21 protein-coding genes and 1 pseudogene are annotated in these 22061 nt (G+C 56.3%); 13 read left to right on the top strand and 9 right to left on the bottom strand.

The window, feature by feature from the left end:
- Window positions 1–39 precede the first annotated feature (39 nt).
- Window positions 40–1452, bottom strand: coding sequence for a CoA-binding protein (locus tag JW885_15965; GenBank protein MBN1883664.1), 1413 nt, complete (start codon window positions 1450–1452; stop codon window positions 40–42).
- Between the two features lie 268 nt (window positions 1453–1720).
- Between JW885_15965 and JW885_15960 the strand changes: the two genes are divergently transcribed.
- The 3 genes and pseudogenes from JW885_15960 to JW885_15950 all read left to right on the top strand — a co-directional run bounded on the left by JW885_15960 (window position 1721) and on the right by JW885_15950 (window position 3563).
- Entirely contained in the window at window positions 1721–2812 is a 1092-nt protein-coding gene (locus JW885_15960) for an endonuclease/exonuclease/phosphatase family protein (GenBank protein ID MBN1883663.1), read from the top strand.
- Window positions 2813–2846: 34 nt separating this feature from the next.
- Window positions 2847–3287: a DUF192 domain-containing protein gene (locus JW885_15955; protein MBN1883662.1), complete on the top strand. Its 441-nt coding sequence runs from the start codon at window positions 2847–2849 to the stop codon at window positions 3285–3287.
- Between the two features lie 165 nt (window positions 3288–3452).
- Window positions 3453–3563, top strand: a pseudogene (locus tag JW885_15950) (zinc-ribbon domain-containing protein).
- 362 nt (window positions 3564–3925) lie between these two features.
- Here JW885_15950 and JW885_15945 read toward each other — a convergent pair.
- Entirely contained in the window at window positions 3926–4210 is a 285-nt protein-coding gene (locus JW885_15945; protein MBN1883661.1) for a hypothetical protein, read from the bottom strand.
- On the opposite strand from JW885_15945, the gene JW885_15940 reads away from it, so the two are divergent.
- Window positions 4209–4784, top strand: coding sequence for a tetratricopeptide repeat protein (locus JW885_15940; protein ID MBN1883660.1), 576 nt, complete (start codon window positions 4209–4211; stop codon window positions 4782–4784). The two genes, JW885_15945 and JW885_15940, sit on opposite strands and share 2 nt — an antisense overlap.
- A gap of 140 nt (window positions 4785–4924) precedes the next feature.
- Window positions 4925–5299, top strand: a complete 375-nt coding sequence (locus JW885_15935; GenBank protein MBN1883659.1) for a PEGA domain-containing protein — start codon at window positions 4925–4927, stop codon at window positions 5297–5299.
- 27 nt (window positions 5300–5326) lie between these two features.
- On the opposite strand, the gene JW885_15930 is transcribed toward JW885_15935, so the two are convergent.
- Window positions 5327–5974: an HAD-IB family phosphatase gene (locus JW885_15930; protein MBN1883658.1), complete on the bottom strand. Its 648-nt coding sequence runs from the start codon at window positions 5972–5974 to the stop codon at window positions 5327–5329.
- 167 nt (window positions 5975–6141) lie between these two features.
- Here JW885_15930 and JW885_15925 point away from each other — a divergent pair, with 167 nt between their 5' ends.
- The 5 genes from JW885_15925 to JW885_15905 all read left to right on the top strand — a co-directional run bounded on the left by JW885_15925 (window position 6142) and on the right by JW885_15905 (window position 9698).
- Complete coding sequence (locus JW885_15925; GenBank protein MBN1883657.1) at window positions 6142–6429, top strand: hypothetical protein; 288 nt, start codon at window positions 6142–6144, stop codon at window positions 6427–6429.
- Window positions 6430–6519: 90 nt separating this feature from the next.
- Complete coding sequence (locus JW885_15920) at window positions 6520–7662, top strand: acyl-CoA dehydrogenase family protein (protein MBN1883656.1); 1143 nt, start codon at window positions 6520–6522, stop codon at window positions 7660–7662.
- Window positions 7663–7813: 151 nt separating this feature from the next.
- Window positions 7814–8050, top strand: a complete 237-nt coding sequence (yidD, locus tag JW885_15915; protein ID MBN1883655.1) for a membrane protein insertion efficiency factor YidD — start codon at window positions 7814–7816, stop codon at window positions 8048–8050.
- 169 nt (window positions 8051–8219) lie between these two features.
- Entirely contained in the window at window positions 8220–9167 is a 948-nt protein-coding gene (locus tag JW885_15910; GenBank protein ID MBN1883654.1) for a TAXI family TRAP transporter solute-binding subunit, read from the top strand.
- A 138-nt stretch (window positions 9168–9305) separates the two neighbouring features.
- Complete coding sequence (locus JW885_15905; protein MBN1883653.1) at window positions 9306–9698, top strand: hypothetical protein; 393 nt, start codon at window positions 9306–9308, stop codon at window positions 9696–9698.
- A 49-nt stretch (window positions 9699–9747) separates the two neighbouring features.
- Here the strand turns inward: JW885_15905 and JW885_15900 are convergent, their stop codons facing one another.
- Window positions 9748–11205, bottom strand: a complete 1458-nt coding sequence (locus JW885_15900) for a hypothetical protein (GenBank protein MBN1883652.1) — start codon at window positions 11203–11205, stop codon at window positions 9748–9750.
- A 154-nt stretch (window positions 11206–11359) separates the two neighbouring features.
- Here JW885_15900 and JW885_15895 point away from each other — a divergent pair, with 154 nt between their 5' ends.
- On the top strand, window positions 11360–12376 hold the full coding sequence (locus tag JW885_15895) for an endo alpha-1,4 polygalactosaminidase (GenBank protein MBN1883651.1): 1017 nt from the start codon (window positions 11360–11362) through the stop codon (window positions 12374–12376).
- Window positions 12377–12637: 261 nt separating this feature from the next.
- Here the strand turns inward: JW885_15895 and JW885_15890 are convergent, their stop codons facing one another.
- From JW885_15890 to JW885_15880, 3 genes are read right to left on the bottom strand one after another with little or no spacing between them, the layout of a single operon-like run.
- The gene (locus JW885_15890) at window positions 12638–14236 is read right to left on the bottom strand and encodes an acyl--CoA ligase (protein ID MBN1883650.1); all 1599 of its coding nucleotides are present in this window, start codon (window positions 14234–14236) and stop codon (window positions 12638–12640) included.
- Between the two features lie 35 nt (window positions 14237–14271).
- Window positions 14272–15705, bottom strand: coding sequence for a hypothetical protein (locus JW885_15885; GenBank protein MBN1883649.1), 1434 nt, complete (start codon window positions 15703–15705; stop codon window positions 14272–14274).
- A gap of 3 nt (window positions 15706–15708) precedes the next feature.
- Window positions 15709–16227, bottom strand: coding sequence for a PadR family transcriptional regulator (locus tag JW885_15880; protein ID MBN1883648.1), 519 nt, complete (start codon window positions 16225–16227; stop codon window positions 15709–15711).
- A gap of 269 nt (window positions 16228–16496) precedes the next feature.
- Between JW885_15880 and JW885_15875 the strand changes: the two genes are divergently transcribed.
- Window positions 16497–16655 carry a hypothetical protein gene (locus tag JW885_15875; GenBank protein ID MBN1883647.1) on the top strand — a complete coding sequence of 53 codons (159 nt, stop codon included), beginning with the start codon at window positions 16497–16499 and terminating at the stop codon, window positions 16653–16655.
- Between the two features lie 204 nt (window positions 16656–16859).
- Here JW885_15875 and JW885_15870 read toward each other — a convergent pair whose 3' ends face one another.
- A complete protein-coding gene (locus JW885_15870; GenBank protein ID MBN1883646.1) occupies window positions 16860–18524 on the bottom strand; it encodes a long-chain fatty acid--CoA ligase in 1665 nt (554 codons plus the stop codon).
- A 632-nt stretch (window positions 18525–19156) separates the two neighbouring features.
- The gene (locus JW885_15865) at window positions 19157–20344 is read right to left on the bottom strand and encodes a M28 family peptidase (protein MBN1883645.1); all 1188 of its coding nucleotides are present in this window, start codon (window positions 20342–20344) and stop codon (window positions 19157–19159) included.
- Between the two features lie 198 nt (window positions 20345–20542).
- Between JW885_15865 and JW885_15860 the strand changes: the two genes are divergently transcribed.
- Window positions 20543–21898, top strand: a complete 1356-nt coding sequence (locus JW885_15860; GenBank protein MBN1883644.1) for an MFS transporter — start codon at window positions 20543–20545, stop codon at window positions 21896–21898.
- The last annotated feature ends 163 nt before the right edge of the window (window positions 21899–22061 follow it).

The following is a 22061-nucleotide window of genomic DNA, read 5'->3' as shown; positions in this document are numbered from 1 at the left end:
CGCCGCGGCGGCGGCCCACGCCGATGACGATATCATCGGTTATGCGGACTCCCGGCGCTCTCTTTGTATATATCGCCCATATCTCACCGCCCCGCCCAGGGCGATCATGGCCCGCTCCGGTGAAGGGTATACCGGGATGCCTGCGTTGAGAAAGTCGGTGTCCGTATCGTCGTCCTGTACGGCCCGGGCGAACTCCGGCAGGTTGACGGCTATCAGTATCTTGTTCGTATCATTTCGGGCCGCAATCAACTCCCGCCTGTACGCTTGATTCATCTCCCGGACGAATGTCCCGCCGATGACCACCACCACGTCCACGCCGTCGTCCTCCATCAGGTACCTGGCCGGCTTCGTGTACTGCTCGACGATCCCCGACGCGCCCAGGCCCACGTCGACCGGGTTTTGGATGCTGATCCCCGCCGGGGGCAGGACGGCCGCGATCTTCTTCTGTGTCTCGTCGGACAGGGTCGCAAGCCTCAGACCAACCCGCGCCGCGGCGTCGGCGGCGGATACGGCCAGCCCTCCCGGCCCCGAGAGGATCGCCACCCGATCTCCCACAGGCCGTGGGGAAAACGAGAAGATCATGGCGGTATCGATCAATTCGTCCATTCCCGAAACCGGCACGGCTCCCGCCTGGATCAGGGCCGAGTGCCATATTCGCTCGTCGCCGGCCAAGGCGCCGGTATGGGACTGAGCGGCCCGGGCGCCGAAGTCGGACAGGCCCGCCTTCCAGACCACCACCGGCTTCAGTGCGCTGACGCGCATCACCGTTTCAAAAAAACGTCGTCCTTCCGGGATGCCCTCGATGTAGGAGATAATGACCTTTGTCTCCGGGTCGTCTCCGAAGTGGGAGAAAAAATCAGAAGCCGTCAGATCGGCGGCGTTGCCGAAGCTGATAACCTTGTTGAAATACATCCCCCGGGAGGCTCCCCGGCCCACGGAGAGGGAGGCCAATGAACCGCTCCCGGAGACGAAGGAGACGTTTCCCACCGTCGTCGGCATGGCGGGAAAGAACGACAGGCCGGATCGGGGGGCGTACACCCCCTGACAATTCGGTCCGATGAGCCGGATGCCGTGTTCTCGCGCCCGATCGACGAGCTGCTCTTGCTGTTTCATCCCGTCCGATCCAAGCTCGCCCAACCCGGCGGTGAAGATGACCGCCGCCTTTGTTCCGACCTCTCCCAGTTCATCGATGATATCCAAAAGTTTCTCCCGGGGAACAAGCACGATCGCAAGATCCAGCGGGCCGGGAATATCACGTGTCTGTTTGAGGACCTTCATCCCGTCGAGTTCATCCAGCTTCGGATTGACGAGAAAGAGTGCGCCCCGGTATCCGGAGGACAACAGTCCCATGAGAAACAGCCGCCCCATCTTCATCCCCGCGGGGACACCCACGATCGCCACGCTCTTCGGGGCAAAAATCGCCTCCATGACATCTCGATCCGCCAGCGTCATTATACAGTACTCCTCAATCAATTTTCCCAAAGCTATCACGGTCGGGATGGTTTGTAAAGAGATACACGTCGTAAAACCATACTGCGATGCTCCCTGTAATTGCATGTGTCAGGAGAGTAACCGATTCACCGTTTTTCTTTTGACATATCGTGCGGCGGTCATTACAATAAGAGGAAAATCTTACTTGGGAGCCGATGCCGTTTCCTATCCCCACAGATAACGAACAAAAACCTTGAAGAAAACGACCAAGATTGATATGGAGGTCGGTATGAAGCGTTTTTCGTCAGTTCTGTCGATCGTATGTATCGCGGCGGTATGTATCGTTCTTTTTGGGGCCATTAACACGGCCGCAGAGGAACTTCGCGTGGTGACCATAAATATCTGGTCGGGGCTCGACTACATCGGCACCCTGAAGATGGGAGAGTACGAGACGAAACAGGTGCGGGAAGGGCGATATACCCTTCTGGTCGAGGAGCTGACCGCCCTGGATCCCGACGTCATCGCCCTGAACGAGGCGAATCCGCTCCCCGGATACGCCCGGAAACTGGCCAGAGACCTGAATATGGATTACGTCTCTGCCGTCGGCATGGGGGGCATCCATATTGGCTGTGTGGGCATCCCGGCCAACTTCAGGGAGGGGGACGCAATTCTGGCCAAAAAGGAGCTGAATCTTCGCTCCCTGGGCAAGGAGCGGCTCTCGGGGGGCGGCGTCATTACGAATTTTTTCACGTTTCATTTTTCCGAGGCCAACCAGGTGGTGGGGGGGGTGATTGAGATCGCCGGGGAGACGGTGTATCTGTTGAATACGCACATTCATGCGGGTCCCCCCCATGAGCAATGGTTCTTCGATATCGTGGCCGAGGCCGTGAACGACGGGCGCCTCTCGCCCGAGGGGATGGACGAGATACTGGCCAAGATCGAAACCGATCAGGTCTGGCGGCAGGAGGAAGTGGATCTGATGCTCGACTGGATTACAGAGACCGTCCCGGAGAATGCTCCCGTGGTACTGATGGGCGATTTCAACGCCCAGATCCATGCTCCGGAAATACAGGACATCGTCAATGCGGGATTCATCGACACCTTTGGTGAAATCAACCCGGATCGGCCCGGGTACACCTGGAATCCGGACGAAAACCTGAACATTATCACCCTGTACGAACGGGAAACCGAGGGGCTGACTCCGGTGGAGGCGGTGGACGTGATGGACAACTTCGTATGCCGCAGGATCGATTTCATATTCGCGGGGGGATCGTTCGAGGCGTCCGATATCGCATCGAGCGAGGTGGTGCTGAACAGGAGTAAAAACAACCAGCACCCGTCGGATCACTTCGGTCTCATGAGCATATTGCATGTGAAGTGACACAAATCCCAAGATGGGTATCATGACCAGTCGTATGTTTTATATAATCAACAGAACAATCATCGCCGTCGTCCTTCTGGGTATTGTCGCCTCTTTTCCCTCGTCGTGCTTCGGCCTCGAGACGGTGCGGCTTCGGGTGGGGGATGTGGAAATCACCGCCGAGGTGGCGGACAATTCCTCCGAGCGCTCGGTGGGTCTGATGTTTCGAAAGGAAATGGCCGACGATCACGGCATGCTCTTTGTCTACGATCTCCCCCGGCAGCTCGGCTTCTGGATGAAAAACACCTATATTCCCCTCTCCATTGCGTTTATCGACGCATCGGGAACGATCGTTTCTATCCAGGATATGCAGCCCCTGGATGACACCACCATCCACCGATCGCCGAAACCGGTTGTTTGGGCCCTGGAAATGAACCAGGGATGGTTTGCGGAGAACGGTGTTGACGTGGGGGATACGGTGCGCTTGATGGAGTAATGGGGGGAGGGGTGTGTGTGGATGTACTCGTGAGAAAATAGAATTGTGAGAGGAACGGTGTTTGAAACGTATGAGTAATTTGATATACTAACACAATATACGCGGGCGGACGTGTCCCGTTTCCGCATGTAGTTATACAGCGTTTTTTACACCCGGGAGGGAAGGATGTTCATATCCTGTTCCAAATGCAGGTTTTCCGCAGAGATCAGTGACGACCTGCTTCCGGAAAAGGGAAAGGCCAGGAATGTTTCCTGCCCGCAGTGCGGTCATATCTTTCTGGTCAGTCGCGACCATGGAGTCACGGAGATCCCCGAAGAGCGGATTCAAGACGAGCCTATAGAAGATATCGAGGAAATCGAGGAGGTGGTAGAAGCGGTGGAGGAACCGCAGGCCGGAGAGCAACCGGCAGTGCGGACTGAACCCAATGCGGAGCCGAAGGAGCAAGAACCCACACCCGCACCGAAAGAGTCCGCTGTACCGCCGAAACCCCCTGAAATGAAAAAAGCCGCCGGTCCACCGCCGAAACAACCTGTAGGGCCGACGCCGAAACAGCCTTCAAGCCCACCGTCAAAACAACCTTCTGAAACGACGCCGAAACAACCCTCAGAGGCGACACCAAAACAGCCTTCAATTCCGCCTCAATCGCCGCCGGCGGCGGCGAAGAGCACATCATCCGGATCACCAAATCGCACCCGTCCCGAACCACAGGCATCGGAACGACCGCAGGCGCCCCCGGGAAAGACTCCGGCGGCATCTTCTCCCCCGCAGTCGAAACCTGTGCCGGAAAAGACTCCGGCGACGTCTTCCGCACCCGCCGCCCGCCCCACACCGACACCGGCACGATCGTCCGGAGCCCGATCGTCTCCCGCACGTCCCACACCCCCAGCCGCCCAGGGGAACATCCCCGCCAGGTCGATTTCCATGCCCGTGACTGCGACTGAAGTGAAGAGCAACAACATGCGGGTCTTTATTGCGTCGATGATTATCGTAGCGCTGATCCTGCTTCCCGGATACATGATTCATTCACTCGTGAAGAACGGCAAGGCCAGAAATTCCTGGGAGCGGTATCTTGAATACACCGGTGTGGGCAACGACATCATGGGGCTGGTCGCCGTCACAGAGGCGATCGACATAGACGGCAGAAATGCCGAGTACTACTCCGCCCGAGCGGCGATCCTCAACGAGATGGAGGAGTACAATGAAGCACTGCTGGACGCGAATGAAGCCCTGAGGTTGGATCCCACTTTAAACGAGGCGTATTACAACCGGGGTATGGCGAGACTGGGCCTGGGGCAATACGATAACGCGATCGCCGAATTCGAGACGGTCCTTGGCAGCGATCCGGTCCATACAGGGGCAATATACGGCAGGGGCGAGGCATACTTTATGCTGGAGTTATACAACAAGGCTCTGGAGGACCTGGAAAAGGCCTGTAACCTAGGCATCCCCGAAGCCTGTGATCGTATCGATGAAATCCTGGAGATTCGAGGGGGGTGATAACCCTTTTTTATATCTGGGCATATGTCCCGAGAGTTATACATTTAATTAATTGAGATGCTCATTATTATTGACTTTATGAATGAACAATGTATAATCACCGAAAACTCCATTGTCACCTTTAGAGGAGGGTATGATTTATGAAAAGGTTTCTTGTTGCCGTCATTCTGGTAATGTTTTCTGTTTCCATCCTCGGTTGCTGGGGAATTAATACTATCACGATTATTTCAGAGCCGACCGGCTCAAAATTGTATGTGAATGGTGAATATGTCGGACAGACGCCCAGAAGCGTTCCGCAGAAATGGGATTCGTTTGGTGGGGACGCCACCGCCGTGAAGCTGACAAATGACGGCTATATTCCCTTTGAGCGGACCATTTTGCATAAAGAATTGAATGATATGTACTGGAGCGGTAATTTCGTCCGGGGATCCCAGTTTGGATATGGGAACACTTTCAATTTCAGCTTCAATCTGGAGCCCGATCCAAACTACGTGAAACCGGAGACGGAGGATTGATACCGAATTAATCGATCGTATCCGTATCTACAGCAGATTATTCAATGCAGCCGTCAGGGCCGCCACGTCCGCAGTAACGAGGACGTCGGCGGCCCGTTTCATTTTTTCAGATACACTCCCCCCCGATGCGAATCCAACTCCCATGCCGGCGGCCCTGAACATCGGGATGTCCGATTCGCCGTCGCCCACGGCGATAATTTCCGAAAGACGTATCCCCACGGACCGGGCGAACCGTCCCAGGGCCGCTCCCTTCCCGTCGTGTTCCACCCGTATTTCCACGTCTCCCGTCAGACGGCCGTTTTCCCATAACAGGTGGTTGGCGATAGAGAAGTCGACGGGATATCGTCGGGAAAACCGATCGGTCAGCAGTGTCAGCCCGGTGGAGATGAGACCGACCCGGAGTGAATGGTCCGTGAGGAACGAAAAGAGCTCATCGATATCTTTTCTAAGGGGGAGGCGATCGATGATGCGTTCCATCTCGCCTGTGTCGATCCCCGCCCACAGGCGGGCGTCCCGATCGCAGAATTCCCGGTAGGAGATGCGACCGGCCAGAAAATCGTCCTGGAAGTATTCTGCGTTATTCGTCCAGAGACCCAGCTCTTCGTGGATGAACTGCCAGACGCTCTTGTGGGTGGTGAGGACGCCGCAGACGTCGAGGGCCACTGCCCGGTACATACGCACTCCTCCCGGTTGTGGTGATCGGTTGTCAGATTATAGTGATGATCGACGGTAAAATCAAGAGGGGGGAATGTGCATCGCTTATTCTCCGGGCGGTTTTGGTTTGCCAGGCGACGATATTTTGTTATAATGGCGCTTGTTATGCACGATGGGGGAGGATGGTGATGAGAATGTATGCATATAGTGTAACGGTGATGCTGTGCCTGCTATTAGTGATAGGAGCGCACGGAGCGATGGGCGGGACGGATGATGTCGCCCCGAACACCGAAGATCGGGTGTCTCCCGGCGGCGTCATCGTAGGGGGGGTCACCGAGCTGGGGATGCTGGCCCTCGGTATCGTCTGGGAGGGTGTGCGGATCGTCCTGCCGGAGGGATGCCCTCTCAAGGAGCGGGAGATAGACGATCTGGTCGGCACACACCATTGTCCATACGATTCGATTGATCGCCGCTGAAAACGGACCCATGGATTTGGCTGTCGCGAAAGACGCTGTAAACAACGTATAATCCCATATACAACCAAAAATCATTTTCTGGAGGAACCGGTGCTGTACGAAATATCTGAAGAGCAGCGTATCATGCTCGATACCGTCAGGAGCTTCGGCGAGGAGCGCATCAAGCCAGTAGAGGAGGAGAACGACAAGGCGGGCCGATATCCAACGGATCTGGTCGGTGAGATGGCGAAGCTGGGATTGATGGGATCGGCCATTCCCGAGGAATACGGTGGAACGTTTCGCGACTTTTTTACCTTGGCGATTCTCTCTGAGGAAATCGCCAAGTACTCACCGTCTCTGGGGACAGTCATGGGGGCTTCGTCTCTCCTGTTCGGCAACAACCTGGCGAGAAACGGCACCGAAGAGCAGAAGAAAAAATACCTTCCCCTCGTGGCAAGCGGGGAGTGGATGGGCTGCATGGGTCTGACGGAGCCGGGGTCCGGGTCTGACGCCATGAGCGTATCCACCCGGGCGGAGAAAAAGGGGGATGAATATATCCTCAATGGAACCAAGACATTCATCAGCAACGCACCGGTGGCAGACGTGGCGCTGGTATACGCCACGGTTGACAAATCACAGGGACCCAAGGGGATATGCACCTTCATCGTCGAGCGGGACTTCGAGGGTTTTTCCACCGGCAAGGAGTTCGACAAGATGGGCCTTCGCTCTTCCCCCACAGGAGAGCTGGTGCTGGAGGACTGCCGGGTTCCGGCAGAGAACCTGGTGGGGGGAAGCGAGGGGCTGGGGGCCAAACAGATGACGAGCGGTCTCGACACGGAGCGGGTGGCGTGGTCGGCCCTGAGCCTGGGGCTGGCCCAGGGGGCGTTCGACGAGGCCCTGGCGTATTCCCAGGAGCGCTCCCAATTCGGATCCCCGATCTTCAACTTCCAGATGGTCCAGAAGCTCATCGCCGATATGGCCACGTCTCTGGAGGCGTCGAGGCTGCTCATCTATAACGCGGCGTCGATTCTGGACAAGGGGGGCAACGCACGGCTCGCGGCGTCGTATGCAAAACTCATGGCGTGCGACGAGTGCATGCGGATCACCACCGACGCGGTGCACGTCCACGGGGGATACGGATTCACGAAAGAGTTCCGGGTGGAGCGGATGATGCGGGACGCCAAGGTGTTTTCCATCGGCGCGGGTACTTCCGAGGTCCAACGGATGATCATCTGCCATTACCTGAGACGGTAGGGGGAGGGGGTTTTTTTTGAAAAAAACCGATTCCGGATACACGCCCGTGCCCGACGGGGGCGGCCCTCCCGGCGAGAAGGCGGCGCTTCGCCCGATCGATCTCATTGATGTGAAGAAGGGACGCCCCCTCGTCCTTCGGGTCGTCGATAATATCAGGCTCATCCCCATGGGGATGATACGCATCTATCAGCATACGATCTCACCGGACCACAGCCCGCTGATGACCCGGATTCTGCCCGGCGGTGTGTGCCGTTTTTATCCCAGTTGTTCCCAGTACACGTATGAAGCCATCGAAAAGTACGGCGTGATCAAGGGGTCAGTAATGGGCGCGTGGCGTATTCTCAGGTGTAATCCCTTCAATCCGGGTGGACACGACCCGGTGCCCTGAAAAAACGGAATTCGATTCGACCGAACCGATGGATTTATATCGGCGATATGCCCTTGTGGCGACACGGCATACGAGCGATTGGCGACCGATCGCCGGGTGAGGTATTCAATCGGGTGATATGTAGACATTGTTCTTATCGAAGGATTAATAGAGTATGGAGTGACGTACAATGAACATTTCCATGAAGGGAGTTCGTTTTAGTATCGTTTTTATCGTTATATTCGCATGTTCCTGTATGATTGCGTCGGCCCAGGACGGAGAAGATGTCCCGCTTCGGCTGGCGGTGGGGGAGGCGGGTTCGTTTTTCTGGCTGGCGGGGAAACAGTACGAGCCGCTGTGGGAGGAGGCCGGAGTGATGGTGGATGTCGTCACGTCCGGTGACGATACACAGAGCCTGACGATGCTGCTCGCGGGAGACGTTGATATGGCTCTGGTGCCGGGGCCGGTTCTGGATGTTGCGGCGGGTAACGAAACGGATACGTCGTCTGTGGTCGCCGTGGCCCCGGTGTGGCCCGGCACGGTGCATATCCTAATCACCAGAAAAAAGGAGAAGACGGGCACGATTTCGGACGTGAAAGGCAAGCGGATTTTTCAGGGTGACGAGGGGAGCTGGCAGCATACAATGGTGGACCTTCTGTTTGAAAGTGCGGGCATACGCACCAAGCGCCTCATGTCGGACATGACGATGCTGGAGCTCATCGACGTAATGGCCGATTTTATCAATACGCCTCTCGACGGTGCGGTGGTCCTGGGGGCTGTGCCGAATCCCTTGGTCGACGATATCCTCAGAAAGACCGGGCACGTGTATCACCTGATTCCCATCACCGGGGAGGAGACGGAACTGATAAAGGCGTCGGGGATGACGGTGTTTCCCCTGACGGTAGCCGAGGGGTTGTATCCCTACCAGCGGGAGGATTTCATAACCGCGGGATATCCCCAGTTTCTCGTCTCCCGAAGCGACCTGGACGAGGAGGCGGCCCGGACGGTGGCCGAGGTCCTTCTCTCCGGATTTCCGGAATCCGGGGGGAACATGCCGCGGCTCGACGCCTCCATCGGGCCATACGACCCAGATACATACATCGTTCCGCTGCATCCTGCGGTTCGGGACCTTTTTTAGGCGGACGGGAAGGGCATAACGAAACGGACCGGACGCCCCTTTCACACAGAGGGGGGCGTCCTTTCATTTTTTAACAGCGTCAGGGGAGAGTGACCGGACGGTGTCGGTCGGCATGGGGTTGGATGCCCGGGAGGATAGATGAATATGGTATCGACGGCCGCATGGATCGCCGCGGTGGAGCTTCTTGGACTGGCCTGCTTTCAGGCGGTATTGGCCTGTGGGGTTCCCCTGGGACGCCTCGCCTGGGGCGGCATGCACACGCGGTTTCCCATAGGTCTTCGCATTGCAAGCCTCGCGTCGGCGGCGATATGCGCCCTGGGGGCGTTATGTGTGCTTGAAAGGGCGGGTGTTGTCAGTATCTTTGATCGACCGGACGCGATTCGCGTTGTCGTCTGGGCGCTGACGGTCCTTTTTGGATTGAGTACGATCGGAAATCTTGCGTCGAAAAGCGTGTGGGAGAGGCGGGTGATGACACCGGTCGCGGCGACCCTGGCCCTCATGTGCTTGACGGTCTCCCTCGCCGCGGGATAACGGCACGACATCGCCGATATGCTCCGTTTACCCCTCCCGGCGTTGATACTCAGTCTTTCCTCTCGGTTATGAGATAGATTACCCCCTCCCGATAATCCAAAACGATAGGGACAGACTCGAGAAATTCCACCCCAAGTCCGCCCAGGACGTCCGGCAGGGTGGGGGAGACGTATCCACGGGTTGTAAGAGTCACACCCTCAAGAACCACACCACCCACGTTGATATCACCGACGAACACGTCGCCCTCCTGCTGTGGAAGGTCTTCGCCGGGGCCGGCATCCGCCAGGTAGCCGAATCCGTCGAAACCGGTGTCGATAATCCAGAAGCCGTACACCCCCCCCGCCGTTCCGGCCACCAGGGGGGTGGACCCCTCAACGGTGAGCCGGGTCTTCTTTCCGAAAGACGGCGGCGAAAACGATTCCCGATCAAAAAGCGTCACCTCACTATTCCCGGGATCGATCATCACAGGCCCCAAAAGGAGGAGCATCCCGCCGATGACGCCGTCGGCCCCGTCGGGGAGCGCATCAAAGAGGGGGGAGGCGCCGTCTGTGGTCAGAAGGGGAGTGTCGAAAGAGAGGTCGCCCAGCTTCAGGGAGACGGGCGGTGTCGCCCGAAGAAAGACCGTCTCGCCGTCGTGACGGTATGAGAAGACATCTCCCGAAGGGCCAGCCATGTTCGGTATCACCGGGAGGGTCTCCCAGGTTGTATCCAGCAGGAGATCGGAGGATTTGTTACCCGCCTTGACCGGTATGATCGGGCTCTTTCGGGTTGCGTTCAGTGATATCCGGACGGTCGTTGCCGGCGCCGGGGCGGATTCCGCCGGGAGGATGAAGTCGGAGGGCTGGAGGCCCGAATTGAAGAGGACCGAGCGTGTGCGAAGGGTCATCTCCGTATCGCCCCGAACATCGATGACGCCGGGAAACGTCACGCCTTCGAATGTGTCGTATTCGGAAAAAAATACAGTCAGGTTTTCCGTGCCGGTGCAGAGCGAAAAGCCGTCGATGAGATACGTCTCGGGATTGAATATGATATGTGTGCCGAAGTTGGCCCCGGTGTCCATAGTGAAGCCGGTGGGGGTGTCCTGTGAATCGGGGAGCAGCGGGATGGACATGTCCCGAATATACGCGTAGTTGAAGACGGCCGCCCGGGCCGCCAGCGCCTCCCGATCGAGACCCTCCGGTTCGATGACCTGTCCATCGGCGGTGACGAGCCGGGTCCCCTCGGTGGTGTGTATCGCCCGGATCTCGAAATGCTCGGTCGTAAGCACTTCCTCGTAGCAGTCCGGGTACATGCCCCGGATGGTCATCGTCGCAGGGAATCCCATGTATATTCCTTCCAGGGTGATGGTGAAGTCGTCGATGGACCAGACGACGCCCCGTCCCCCCAGGGCGCTGATGTGCCGGGCCATGACGGTATCCGGATCCAGGGCCCGGGCGGCCGGCGAGAGCGCCGATGCGGCAGTGATGGTTACAAGCACCAGAAGCGTCCTAAGAAATTTCCCCGGCATGATATCCCCCCGATGTGTGTGCTGACGATTGGAAAAAAACCGTTCCTCATCGCCCAAGAAGTGGTCTATACTGTGTACATACGGTTATGACACAGGAAGACGCCCGATGTCAAGACGGGATGGAAAGAGTACACCAAAATCGTGGAGGTGTGGAATGAAACAAGCCGCCCGTAGTGTGATGGTATGTGGGTTGCTCTGTGCAGTGTGCGCCGGACCCGCCCCCGCCCAGGAGACGCCTCCCATACCCCTTCATGAGGTGAAGAGCTGGGGCTATCAGCTTCAGGGGCTCGAATATCCGGAAAGATTGGGGCGTCTCGCGGCGGCCGGATTTGACATGGTGGTGGTGGAGCCGATGGCGACCATGGATGAATACGCGGGCTTCGACGCCCGGGGGATGGTAGATCGTCTCAAATCGACCCTCGCATCCCTCCCCGGATATCGCAGTGTGGTGCTGGCGTATGTGGATATCGGTCAGGCGGAGGAGTGGCGAAGCTACTTCGCCGACGACTGGACTCCCCCCACCTTTTTTCGAGGCGGCACGCCGGATTTCATGGTGGGCCGGGACCCGGACGGCTGGGCCGGCAACTACCCGGTGGCGTACTGGGATTTTCGGTGGAAGGAAATTGTGATATACGGCGCCGGAAGCGTCCTGGATCGGATCATTGAGCTCGGATTCGACGGCATATACCTGGACTGGGTGGAGGCCTACGACAATGAGTTGGTGGCGGGCCGCGCGGAAGACTTGCGATTGAACACCGCGGAAGAGATGGTGCGCTTCATCGGGGAGATCCGGGCGTACGCAAGGGGAAAAAACCCGGATTTTCTCGTGGTGCCCCAGAACGCCCCGTACCTGGTGGTGAATGCCGATGAGTATCTCGATGTGATAGACGCCGTGGCCGTTGAGGACCTCTCCTATTCCGGCGACGGCGATGTGGAGTGGGAGAGCAGGCGCTCCGGCGACATCGAGACCGAGCGGGGTATGTGTGAGTGGTGCCGGGAGGACATCGCCCGGGTGCTCACGATATACCGGGAAGCGGGGCTCCCGGTGTTCACCGTGGATTACTGTGTAGACTCGGAAAACGCAAGGGAGGCGATTCGTTACTCTCGTTCTCTCGGATTCGTCCCCTTCGTCTCCCGCACCCCCCTGGATCGCCTGCCGGATGAGATCTGATTTCGACCCGGACGTCGATACGTACCGATGAGATAGAAACCGCCACGGATAAAGCGAAAAAAGAAGCGGTACAGTTTTCTCTGTTTGTATGAAATGAAAAGAGGGGCCGGTTATGGCCCCTCTTTTTTTCCAAAAGCAGGTTTCCCGCCCTGACCGGTATGATCGGGCTCTTTCGGGTTGCGCTTAGTGATATCCGGACGGTCGTCGTCGGGTAACGGCACCCTCCCGATAATACTCATACTGGATCAGAAAATTCATAAGCTATTGCTTGAGTTCCTCATACAAAGTAGGTTTATGGATTTTGCCAAGGGCGGTCATGGGAAGCGTGTCACGGATGATAACCTCAGTCGGTACTTTGTAGTCGGCCAGGTGGTCGGCGCAGAGAGCTTTGAGAGCTTCAGGGTCAACTGTGCTCCCCGGTTTCCGCATAATAAAAGCCATGCCGGCCTCGCCCATCTTGGGATGGGGCACGCCCAATACCGCGGCCATGGCCACGGCCGGGTGCTGCATGAGTATGTCTTCTACTTCCTTGGGGTACACATTGAATCCGCCGCAGATATACATTTCCTTGTACCGCCCCACCAGGCTCAGGTACCCGTCCTTATCCAGAAAGCCCATGTCGCCGGTATAGAACCAACCATCTTTGTCAAAGGATTGAGCGGTCATGTCCGGTGCATTCAGGTAACGATCGATAAGAAGGTCGCCTCGAACGGCCACTTCACCCACCTCCCCGATCGTTTGAGGTTCATGGTTCGTGGGATCCACGATCGAAAGCTCTACGCCCTCGGGCGCACGACCCACGGTGTTGTCCAGTACCTTTTGAATCGGATCCTGCCGGGTGGTGTACGTACAGAATCCGGATACCTCGGTGGCCCCGTAACAGGCGAGGATCACGGCGCTGGTATTGTCGACCATGGCTTTGAGCAGATCCGGCGTAGCCGGAGATCCGCCGTATATCATCATTTTGACGCTATTCAGCTTATTCTTGTCGAAATTCGGCAGGCTGAAGAAAAGTGCGAAAACCGTGGGGACGCCGCCAAAGACGGTTATCCGGTGTTCGGCAATTATATCCAGACCCGCGGATGGATCAAAGACGTCGCAGAGCATCAGCCGCGCGCCCGAAGCCATCGTCCCCATGGCACACAGGGTGCCTCCACCCACATGATTGATGGGCAGCACGTTTAAAAGCAGGTCGTCGGTGACCAGTTCCATGGTTTTGGCCCAGGGCCGAAGCATGGCCATAATGCTCTTTTGGGTAAGCACCGCACCCTTGGGCCGTCCCGTGCTGCCCGAGGTGAAAATGATGAAATGGTCGGCCTCGGGCCGAACTTTTTGCCGGACGTCTTTCAGAAGCTTCTCGTCCGCCGGCGTTTCCAGGAGAGTGTCTAGATCCAGGGCCCCAGGGTGATTGGTGTGTCCCAGAAAAATAAAATGCTCGAGGCTGGGGATCTTATCGCGGATGCCCGCGAAAAAGTCTGCATAATTGATTCCAGCGAATTCGCTGATACAGACCATGAATCGGGGCTGGGCTTCGCCGACCATGTATACCACTTCATCCTGCTTATACCTAAAATTGAGCCCAACCACGCTGCATCCGATCTTTGCCGCCGCGAACCACACGAACAACCATTCGGGTCGGGTGGGCATGATCACGGCGATGCGGTCGTCCTTCGTGACCCCGAGTTTCAGCAGGGCCGTGGCCAGCCGGTCGGCGGTTTCGTTGAGTTCCTGATAGGTCCATGACGTGCCCCTGAACATCAGGGCCGTGTGGCCGGCAAGGTCGGCGGCCCGGTTTTCCAGCATGAGTGCCAGAGTGGATTCGGTCGCAAGTTTGTCGATATTGGGATTTGCGCTGCTCATCTCAAATACCTCCTGTGAGTGTTTACCGTGGGTTGTTAGTCGATACCGCACATGGCGCACACATTGTTTGTCATACGCAATAAGTCGTAATTTCGGGCAACTTCCAGGCGGCAGGTTTCGGGGGTGCCGCCGGCGCAGATGGCGCTTGAAATCAAATAGCCGGAAAAGCGCGAGGCGGTAAGATCCTGGATCAGGTACATCAGCCGCATGCGGTCGCTGGTGGGAGTTCCAGCCGCTCCGGCCAAATACTTATCGATAACAGGTTTTAATTCCGGGTTGCCGTATTCGGTCTCAATGGGCATGGTGGTGATAATGCCGCCGGCGATTTCCATGAGCATGCCCAAAAATTCCACAAGACGAAGCCTGGTATGATACAGGCCCGCATTGGCGATGGAAATGTCAGGAATGGGGATGCCGGACGGGTGAATGGAACCGTTGGCGATGGATCCCAGGGCGCAGCCAAATCCGATTTGTGAGGAGACCATCATGTCGTTGATCTTGCTTTTTATGTGGCTGGCTTTGCTCGTGCCGTTGTATCGGGCTGCCAAAGCTGCGGCCCCAGCGATAATGTCGATCCTCGCCGAGGTGCAGGTCCCTTTGGCCAGTCGGACGTAGGGTGAAAAGCAGGAAATAAGCTGCCTAGTGAATTCCCATTCGCCGCACATGAACACGTTTTCCCAGGGAATGAATACGTCTTCGAAAACGGTGAGCGATTCGGTAAACCCGATTTGCGTTGACACCGGGCTTTCAAATTGACGCTCGCCCACTGGTCCGGGCGCGGGCCGCGTAATGTAGGAAATGCCGGGCGTCTCCACGGGCGTCACAAAGGCCACGGCATAGTCGGCGTCCGCTTCGGAAAGTTCCCGACACGGCATGGCAAAGAAGAAGTGGGTCATGGGCGCGTTGGAGGTGTGCATCTTGGCCCCGCGAACCACAATGCCATTGGAGCGCTTTTCCACCACGCGTATGTGAAGGTCAGGGTCCGCCTGGGCGGCGGGGCCTTTGGATCGGTCGCCCTTTGGGTCCATGACGCCAAGGCAGTACCGCAAATCCTCGCGCTGAATCTTTTCGAAAAAACGGCGGAAGTTCTGGTGATACGGAGTGCCTTTGGCCTGGTCGATTTCCCAAGTGGTCGCCCACATCACCGAAAGGCCGATGCCCATGCACATGGTGCAAAAGTGTCGGGCATTGTAATGTTTCATGGTCCGAATCATGGCCTCCAATTCGGCCGGACTCTGGCGCAGATGGGTCCAGAATCCCACGGTTTCGTCAATCAGGGGTGAGGTGAAGGAAAAGTCTTGACGCGTTTCAGGATCGCTTTGAAAATCATAGAACTTGGCCATTTCCTTGATGGAAGTGGCAAACAGGGGATTATCCACAACGTTTCGCACCGTCTGTCCGGCGATGTGCACGCAGGGCGCCTGATGGCGTAAGGTTTCCACATATTCCTGTCCGGTTTTGATGCCCATAAGCTACTGTTGCCTCCTTTTCGAATATTCGGCCTTGTACCAGTCTGCCAACGATTTCAAAAAATGCAAAGCCGTACGGTACGCAAACTCGCCGTCTGTGTCGGCGTACTCTTTTACAGTGTCTTCCATTTCTTCAAGGGTGTTGATCTGCTCGTCGATCGAGCAAATTTCGCTTTGGAAGGCCTCGAGGACCTGGTCGTGGTTTAAAAAGCGGAAAAAAAACACTCGTTGTAAAAACGGCAGATGATAATCCATGGGCACGGCCGGTCCGGTGAGTTTCTCGGTCAGGTAGGCTTGACCGGCCGGGGTAATGCTGTATACATTCTTGCTGGGCTTGCCCACCTGGAAGACGACCTCTTTTTCTACCAAACCCTCGGCCTCCAGATTTTTCAACACAGGATAAATCTGATTCAGTCCCACCGCGTAATACAGCATGAGCTTGCCGAAAATCTGGTTGAGCCGGTAACCGGTTTTGGCTCCCGAGGACAAAAATCCCAGGATCATCAACTGCACGTCCGTCATCTTTTCCACCTCCTTCGCATTACTGATGCGAAAAACCGCTCATTAAACACACCTACGTATCCTCTCTTTTTTATCTTGCTGCAAAATATCAGAACAAAATATATTTGTCAAGAAGATATTTTATCATAAAATAGCTAATATTGTGGGGATTTTACTGATAACTCATTGTTCATATAAAAAAGGATGCGATGAGGACACGGGTCAGACGTCCACAGACTAACGGATCGGTGGAGCGCCTGAACCGGATTATCAAGGATGAGTTTTAAGAGGTGGCCTTTAGGAAGGAACTCTATCGGTCCCTTGAGGAGATACAAGTCGACCTAAACGGGTTCATGCAGTATTACAGTGAAGGGCGAACGAACCAGGGGAAGTACTGCCAGGGACGAACGCCTCGAAAGGCCTTTCTTGACGGCCTGGGGTCATATTGACAATGACTGCATAAAGAAACGGCAGCCGAAAAGGGCGTCGCGCGGCGAAGTAGCATTGTCTTTCAAAAGGACTTACCGTCAGCGCAATCCGCGGCTGCCGTATCTTATATAAAAACTAACTTGACTCTACATTTTTTGAAAAACCGCCTTCCGTACCTTCAGATGGACACCCGAGATATCCGGGTCTTCGGCATCCTCGTTGGGTTACTTTTCCGCTTTCAGGGATTCCTTCAGCTCCTTTTTGAGTATCTTTCCTATGGCAGACTTCGGGAGGTCCTCCCTGAATTCATACAGCTTCGGCACCTTGTAGGGCGCGAGATTCTCTCTGCAGTAGGCGTCCAGCTCTTCTTCGGTTATCGTCTCCCCCTGCTTGAGGACGACAAAGGCCTTGACCGTCTCCCCGCGATATTCGTGGGGCACGCCCAATACGCAGGCCTCCAGAATCTTCGGGTGCTCATAGAGTACCTCTTCGATGTCCCTCGGGAAGATGTTATAGCCGCCGGCGATAATCATCTCCTTTTTCCTGTCAACGATATACAGATAGCCGTCCTCGTCCATCTTCCCTATATCACCGGTGTAGAACCACCCGTCTCTGAACGAATTCTCGGTCTCTTCCGGGTTGTTGTAATAGCCCTGGCACAACTGGGGTCCGCGGAATATGATCTCCCCTTCCTCACCCAAGGGCAAGTCCTTTTCCCCGGTCTCAAGATCGACAATTCTTATGTCGGTATCCGGAAAAGGCACGCCGACGCTCCCGGGCTTGAGGGTTCCCCCCCACGGCGTGACGGTGATGAGGGTTGTGGATTCGGTCATGCCGTATCCCTCCACTATTGTCGCCCCTGTGGATTCTTTGAGAGTGTGTATCGTTTCCACGGGGAGCGGCGCCGCGCCGGAGAAAAATCCCTTGACGAACGAGAGATCGGTCTCTTGAAACTCGGGCAGGGCCAGAACTCCAACGAAGATGGTCGGCACCGCCAAAACGATCGAGGGCTTGTGCTTTCTTATCATATCCATGACTATCTGGGGCTCGGGACGGGGCACGAGGATGGCGTTCCAGCCGTTTATAATGCACACGTTCATTACCGCCGTGAAACCGGCCATGTGGAAGAAGGGGAAGATCGCAAGCTCCGATTCGGGTTGCTCCTTTACGTCGTAGAGCCACGTCTGCAGAATCTGGGTGATGCAAGAGATGTTCCTGTGGCTGATGCTTACCCCCTTTGCCAATCCCGTGGTGCCGCCTGAATAGGGTATCAGGGCAAGTTCATCGAGTTTCGAGGGATCGCCGGAGGATTTCGGAGAGCTCTCCTTCATGAGGTCCAAAAATTGGTAGTAGTCCGGCTGCTTTTCGTATTTGAAATACATCCCCTTCTTGACAAAGGGGTATAGCTGTTTTGTGGGAAAGGGGAGATAGTCGTTGATATGGGCCGTGATGACCGTCTGTATCTTTGTTTTTGATCTCATGCCAAGCGCCCTCGGCGCCAGGAGGTCGAGGGTGATGACCGCAGTCGTGCCGGAGCTGTTGAACTGATGTTCTATCTCCCGATCGGTATAGAGGGGATTGACCGGCACGGCCACCGCCCCGGCGCGCCAGATGCCGTAGTAGGAGATCACTATCTGCGGGATATTCGGCATCAAGAGGCCCACCCGGTCACCCGGCTTCACCCCCAGTTTTATGAGTGCGTTTGCAAAACGATTGGCAAGTCCGTCCAGTTCGGCGTAAGAGATCTTCTTACCGAGAAATGTGAGGGCGCATCTCTTTGGAAATCTTTTCGCCGTTCGGGAGAGGAACTCACTTATGGTGAGGTCCTCATAGTCGATGGATTTCGGAATACCAGGTACATAAGCCTTGTGCCAGAGACGGTCTTCCATTTTCTATGCCTCCTTGTTAAGAAATGGGATGATAGTACATGAGTTACCACCGTGATAGGATGCATGATGGATATCGAATCGTTTCACGCTCGTGTGTAAAGACTGGGAAAAAGGCGCATAGGTGTTTACTCGAACAATGTTTGAAAGGTCAGAAAAGGTATCCACCCGATTATCGTCACGTATCTTACGGTTTTTCGGACGAACCGTGAATAATCACCTCAATTTTTGTCATTTAAACCTAATTTTTATAATGTTTTACGAGTGTACATCTTATGGGAAGTATCCTCATTATTCAATAGAAAAAATGATAATGACGCCTGTCAGACGAAAACCTCCGGTTTCGGGCGACTTCGTCGTTGACGGCGGGAAGTGTTTTACGTGATGGATGTATTATTCGAATAAGAGAAAGAAGCGGTGCAGGTCTCGATGTTTGACTGAAATGGCTTGAAGTGAAACGGGGGGCCGGTTGTGGCCCCCCTTATTTTTCAAAGAGAAAGAAAGCTCCTCGTCTTTCTTGGTGCCTTGCATACAGCCAGAGTCCGCCCGAGAGGCAGTTCACTCCTGCCGCTCTTATAAGTTCGCTCCCCTTCGTCTCCCTCACCTCCCTGGACCGTCCGCCAAAGGGCGATTGATTACGCCGTGGGTATCGGCAGTCCCTCCTCCTCGGCGATCTTGATCGCCTCGATGCAGACCGACAGCGCCTTCTCAAGCTTCTCCTCGGACACGTTCTCCGGGACGTCCAGCGGGGAGTGCCAGTTTGGGAAGAGGCGGTATTCGTCCATGCCGAAGAGGCACGCGGAGTTCCCCCCGTCTTTTATCATTGCGTAGGAGTCGGTGCCGCCGAAATTAATGGTCACGGACTCGAGGGCTATCCCCGCCCTCTCCCCGGCGTGGCGGATCATATCGACCACCTCGGGGGTGTAGGAGGTGCCGCTGTTTCGCTCCCTGTCGATGACTGCAAGCTCCCCCGCACCCACCGTCTCTATGTTGATGTTGACGGCATCCTTGATGAGGTCACGGTTGTGGGCGGCGAAATAATGGGAGCCATAGAATCCGGATTCCTCGCTGCCGAAGGTGATGAGCATCACCTCGGTGTGCCGTGTCGGGTGTGCGGCCAGGTAATCGGCGATACCCGCCACCACCGCCACAGCGGAGAGGTTGTCGTTGGCGCCCAGGTTTTTCCGGCCGGTGACCACCATCGATCGGTAAAAGACCCCGACCGCGAAACCCAAAACACAGAGCGGATAGACGACGTCATACCAGCCGACGTGCAGGGGAAACCATGAGAATACGTCTCCGAAGAGTGCCCGCAGTATTCCCGCAGGGATCATCAGGGCGAACCCCGCCACGGTGACGGTCTCGATGATGTGGGCGTACGCCTTGTACGGCGGTGAGAGGATGGGCATCATGTCCGGTGAGTCGTGGTGTCCGGAAAAGATGAGTGTGTGCTTCTTTTCGCCCCCGGCCGGGACGACGCCGATGACGTTCTGGGTCGTCCCCTTCTTGAACATCCAGTCGATGACCTGATTTCCGATCTTTCTGGAAAGGAGGAACGACGCCAGTATCACGACGGTGAGGACTGCACTGACCGCCGGCGCGAAGGGATATATTACAATCACCGCCAGGAATGAGCCAATCATGAGGTTTGCGAATCCGGGAATGTAGTTCAGGCGGCAGGGAAGCTCCTGGATGGAGACACGGGCCCCGTGGCGTTCCAATTCCCGGGCGATGTGCCCCGCCGCGGCGGCCTCCCCCTCGCTTCCCGAGGTGCGGTAGCCGATATCCCGGATAATGTCGTCAATGATCGTTCGAAGCGCCATCATGTACCTCCGGCATGAGAGTGTGAATGCTTTCCACGAGAGACTATCGATTCGACTATGGCAGAAAGAAGGGTCACTGTCAAGAAATGGGGGGGGAAACGCGGGAGAAATGCTTTGACAAATCCTCCGCAATTGTTCAATATACACGCATATTTTTCTTTCGCCGGATAAAAACTCCAATTCGCCCCGGAGGAGACTATGAACATATCGAAACAGCCGCCTCCCGCCGCCGACAAGCCGGTCACAATCATGGAGATGATTCTCTACAACCTGGCGGGCTTCAGCTTCAACCTGTATGACACGATTCTCTACGCATGGCTTCCCTACTTCTACCTGCCGCCGGAGGGCTCGGAGCGCACGGCCCTCATCCCCCTGGCGGCCCTGGGTATCATCATGGCGGGCGGCCGGGTGCTGGACGCGCTGACCGACCCCCTGGTGGGGTACTGGTCCGATCATACCAATTCCCGATGGGGACGCAGGAAGCCCTTCATCTTCATCAGCAGCCCGATTCTGTTTCTGGCGTTCATCCTGGTATGGAGGCCGCCGGTGGCCGATACCAGCATCATCAACGCCGTGTACCTGGCGGTGGTGCTGTTCTTCTATTATATCTCGTACACCGGCATGCTGATCCCCTGGTTCGCCGTACTGCCGGAGATGAGTCCGGACAACACCGTCAGGACGAAAATCGCCTCCATCGGCGTGGCCATCGGCATCCTGGGGGCGCTGGTGGGCGGGGGCCTGTCCGGCCCGCTGTTCGAGTCTTTAGGAGAGCTCAAGATGGCCCTGGTGCTGGGGGTGTTCGGCCTGATCGCGGGCGAATTGACCCTCCTGGGCATCCATCAGCGTCACGAGATTGACCACAGCCAAGAGACGCCCCGGTTCTTCACCGTGGTAAAACAGGTCTTCGCGGACAGGCAGGTGCTCTCATTCGCGATCATGATCATGATGGTGCAGCTGACCTATCAGTTGATGCTGATGAACGTCCCGTATTTGACCACCGAGGTGCTGGGAAAGGATGAGGGCATGGCCTCGATGTTGATGGCGGAGGTAATCATCCTCATCGCCCTGTCAATGCCGTTCTGGTACTGGCTCTATGCGAAATTCCCGAAGCGGCGGGTCTTTCGTGGGGTGATCGTGACCATGATCGTCGGTTTCACCCTCTGTTTTTTCATCGGGGCGTTTCCGACTTCCATCGATCTCTTGATCCTGGCCATGCTGGTCTTTCCGGTGGCGGCCATCCCCATCGGCGGGGTGTTTCTGGGATCGCTCATTATCATCGCGGACCTCACCGATTACGACGAGCTGAAGACCGGCAAGCGCCAGGAGGCCATCTATTACGGCATCTACGGCATCGTCAGGAAGACCGGCTGGGCGCTCTGTTCTTTGATCCTCACCGGCGTTTTCGGCTGGCTGGGATACAGCGCCGAAAATCCCCTGGGGATTCGCGCCATCTGGATGGTCTGCGCTCTCTCATGCCTGATCGGACTGCTGGCGTTCATTCCCTACAAGCTGGGGGATTCCCAGGAGGAGACGAAACACATCATGGGAATCTGACGCGCGTGAAGAAAATGCTGACCTGAACGAACGGCCGGAGAGGGGACTCTTCGGCCGTTCTTTTTTCCCGGGGAGAAACTCACTTCTTGTCAAAGGTCCGGCAACCTGCTACAATCGACGGCATATATAATAAATATATACTATGTTTATAGTATCAGGAGGG

The sequence above is a fragment of the Candidatus Zymogenaceae bacterium genome, from assembly GCA_016931225.1.
Taxonomy (GTDB): domain Bacteria; phylum Desulfobacterota; class Zymogenia; order Zymogenales; family Zymogenaceae; genus JAFGFE01.
Note: the sequence above shows the minus strand (reverse complement) of the source record. Positions and strands in the feature narration are given on the sequence as shown.

Bases quoted from the DNA above. Each gene is read 5' to 3' on its own strand.
- JW885_15945 (MBN1883661.1), bottom strand. From the start codon at position 4,210: ATGGAAATCGACCTGGCGGGGATGTTCCCCTGGGCGGCTGGGGGTGTG.
- JW885_15905 (MBN1883653.1), top strand. From the start codon at position 9,306: ATGAATATGGTATCGACGGCCGCATGGATCGCCGCGGTGGAGCTTCTT.
- JW885_15880 (MBN1883648.1), bottom strand. From the start codon at position 16,227: ATGACGGACGTGCAGTTGATGATCCTGGGATTTTTGTCCTCGGGAGCC.
- JW885_15870 (MBN1883646.1), bottom strand. From the start codon at position 18,524: ATGGAAGACCGTCTCTGGCACAAGGCTTATGTACCTGGTATTCCGAAA.
- JW885_15885 (MBN1883649.1), bottom strand. From the start codon at position 15,705: ATGGGCATCAAAACCGGACAGGAATATGTGGAAACCTTACGCCATCAG.
- JW885_15910 (MBN1883654.1), top strand. From the start codon at position 8,220: ATGAACATTTCCATGAAGGGAGTTCGTTTTAGTATCGTTTTTATCGTT.
- JW885_15955 (MBN1883662.1), top strand. From the start codon at position 2,847: ATGTTTTATATAATCAACAGAACAATCATCGCCGTCGTCCTTCTGGGT.
- JW885_15890 (MBN1883650.1), bottom strand. From the start codon at position 14,236: ATGAGCAGCGCAAATCCCAATATCGACAAACTTGCGACCGAATCCACT.
- JW885_15940 (MBN1883660.1), top strand. From the start codon at position 4,209: ATGCCCGTGACTGCGACTGAAGTGAAGAGCAACAACATGCGGGTCTTT.
- JW885_15865 (MBN1883645.1), bottom strand. From the start codon at position 20,344: ATGGCGCTTCGAACGATCATTGACGACATTATCCGGGATATCGGCTAC.
- JW885_15925 (MBN1883657.1), top strand. From the start codon at position 6,142: ATGAGAATGTATGCATATAGTGTAACGGTGATGCTGTGCCTGCTATTA.
- JW885_15895 (MBN1883651.1), top strand. From the start codon at position 11,360: ATGAAACAAGCCGCCCGTAGTGTGATGGTATGTGGGTTGCTCTGTGCA.
- JW885_15935 (MBN1883659.1), top strand. From the start codon at position 4,925: ATGAAAAGGTTTCTTGTTGCCGTCATTCTGGTAATGTTTTCTGTTTCC.
- JW885_15860 (MBN1883644.1), top strand. From the start codon at position 20,543: ATGAACATATCGAAACAGCCGCCTCCCGCCGCCGACAAGCCGGTCACA.
- JW885_15900 (MBN1883652.1), bottom strand. From the start codon at position 11,205: ATGCCGGGGAAATTTCTTAGGACGCTTCTGGTGCTTGTAACCATCACT.
- JW885_15930 (MBN1883658.1), bottom strand. From the start codon at position 5,974: ATGTACCGGGCAGTGGCCCTCGACGTCTGCGGCGTCCTCACCACCCAC.
- JW885_15960 (MBN1883663.1), top strand. From the start codon at position 1,721: ATGAAGCGTTTTTCGTCAGTTCTGTCGATCGTATGTATCGCGGCGGTA.
- JW885_15965 (MBN1883664.1), bottom strand. From the start codon at position 1,452: ATGACGCTGGCGGATCGAGATGTCATGGAGGCGATTTTTGCCCCGAAG.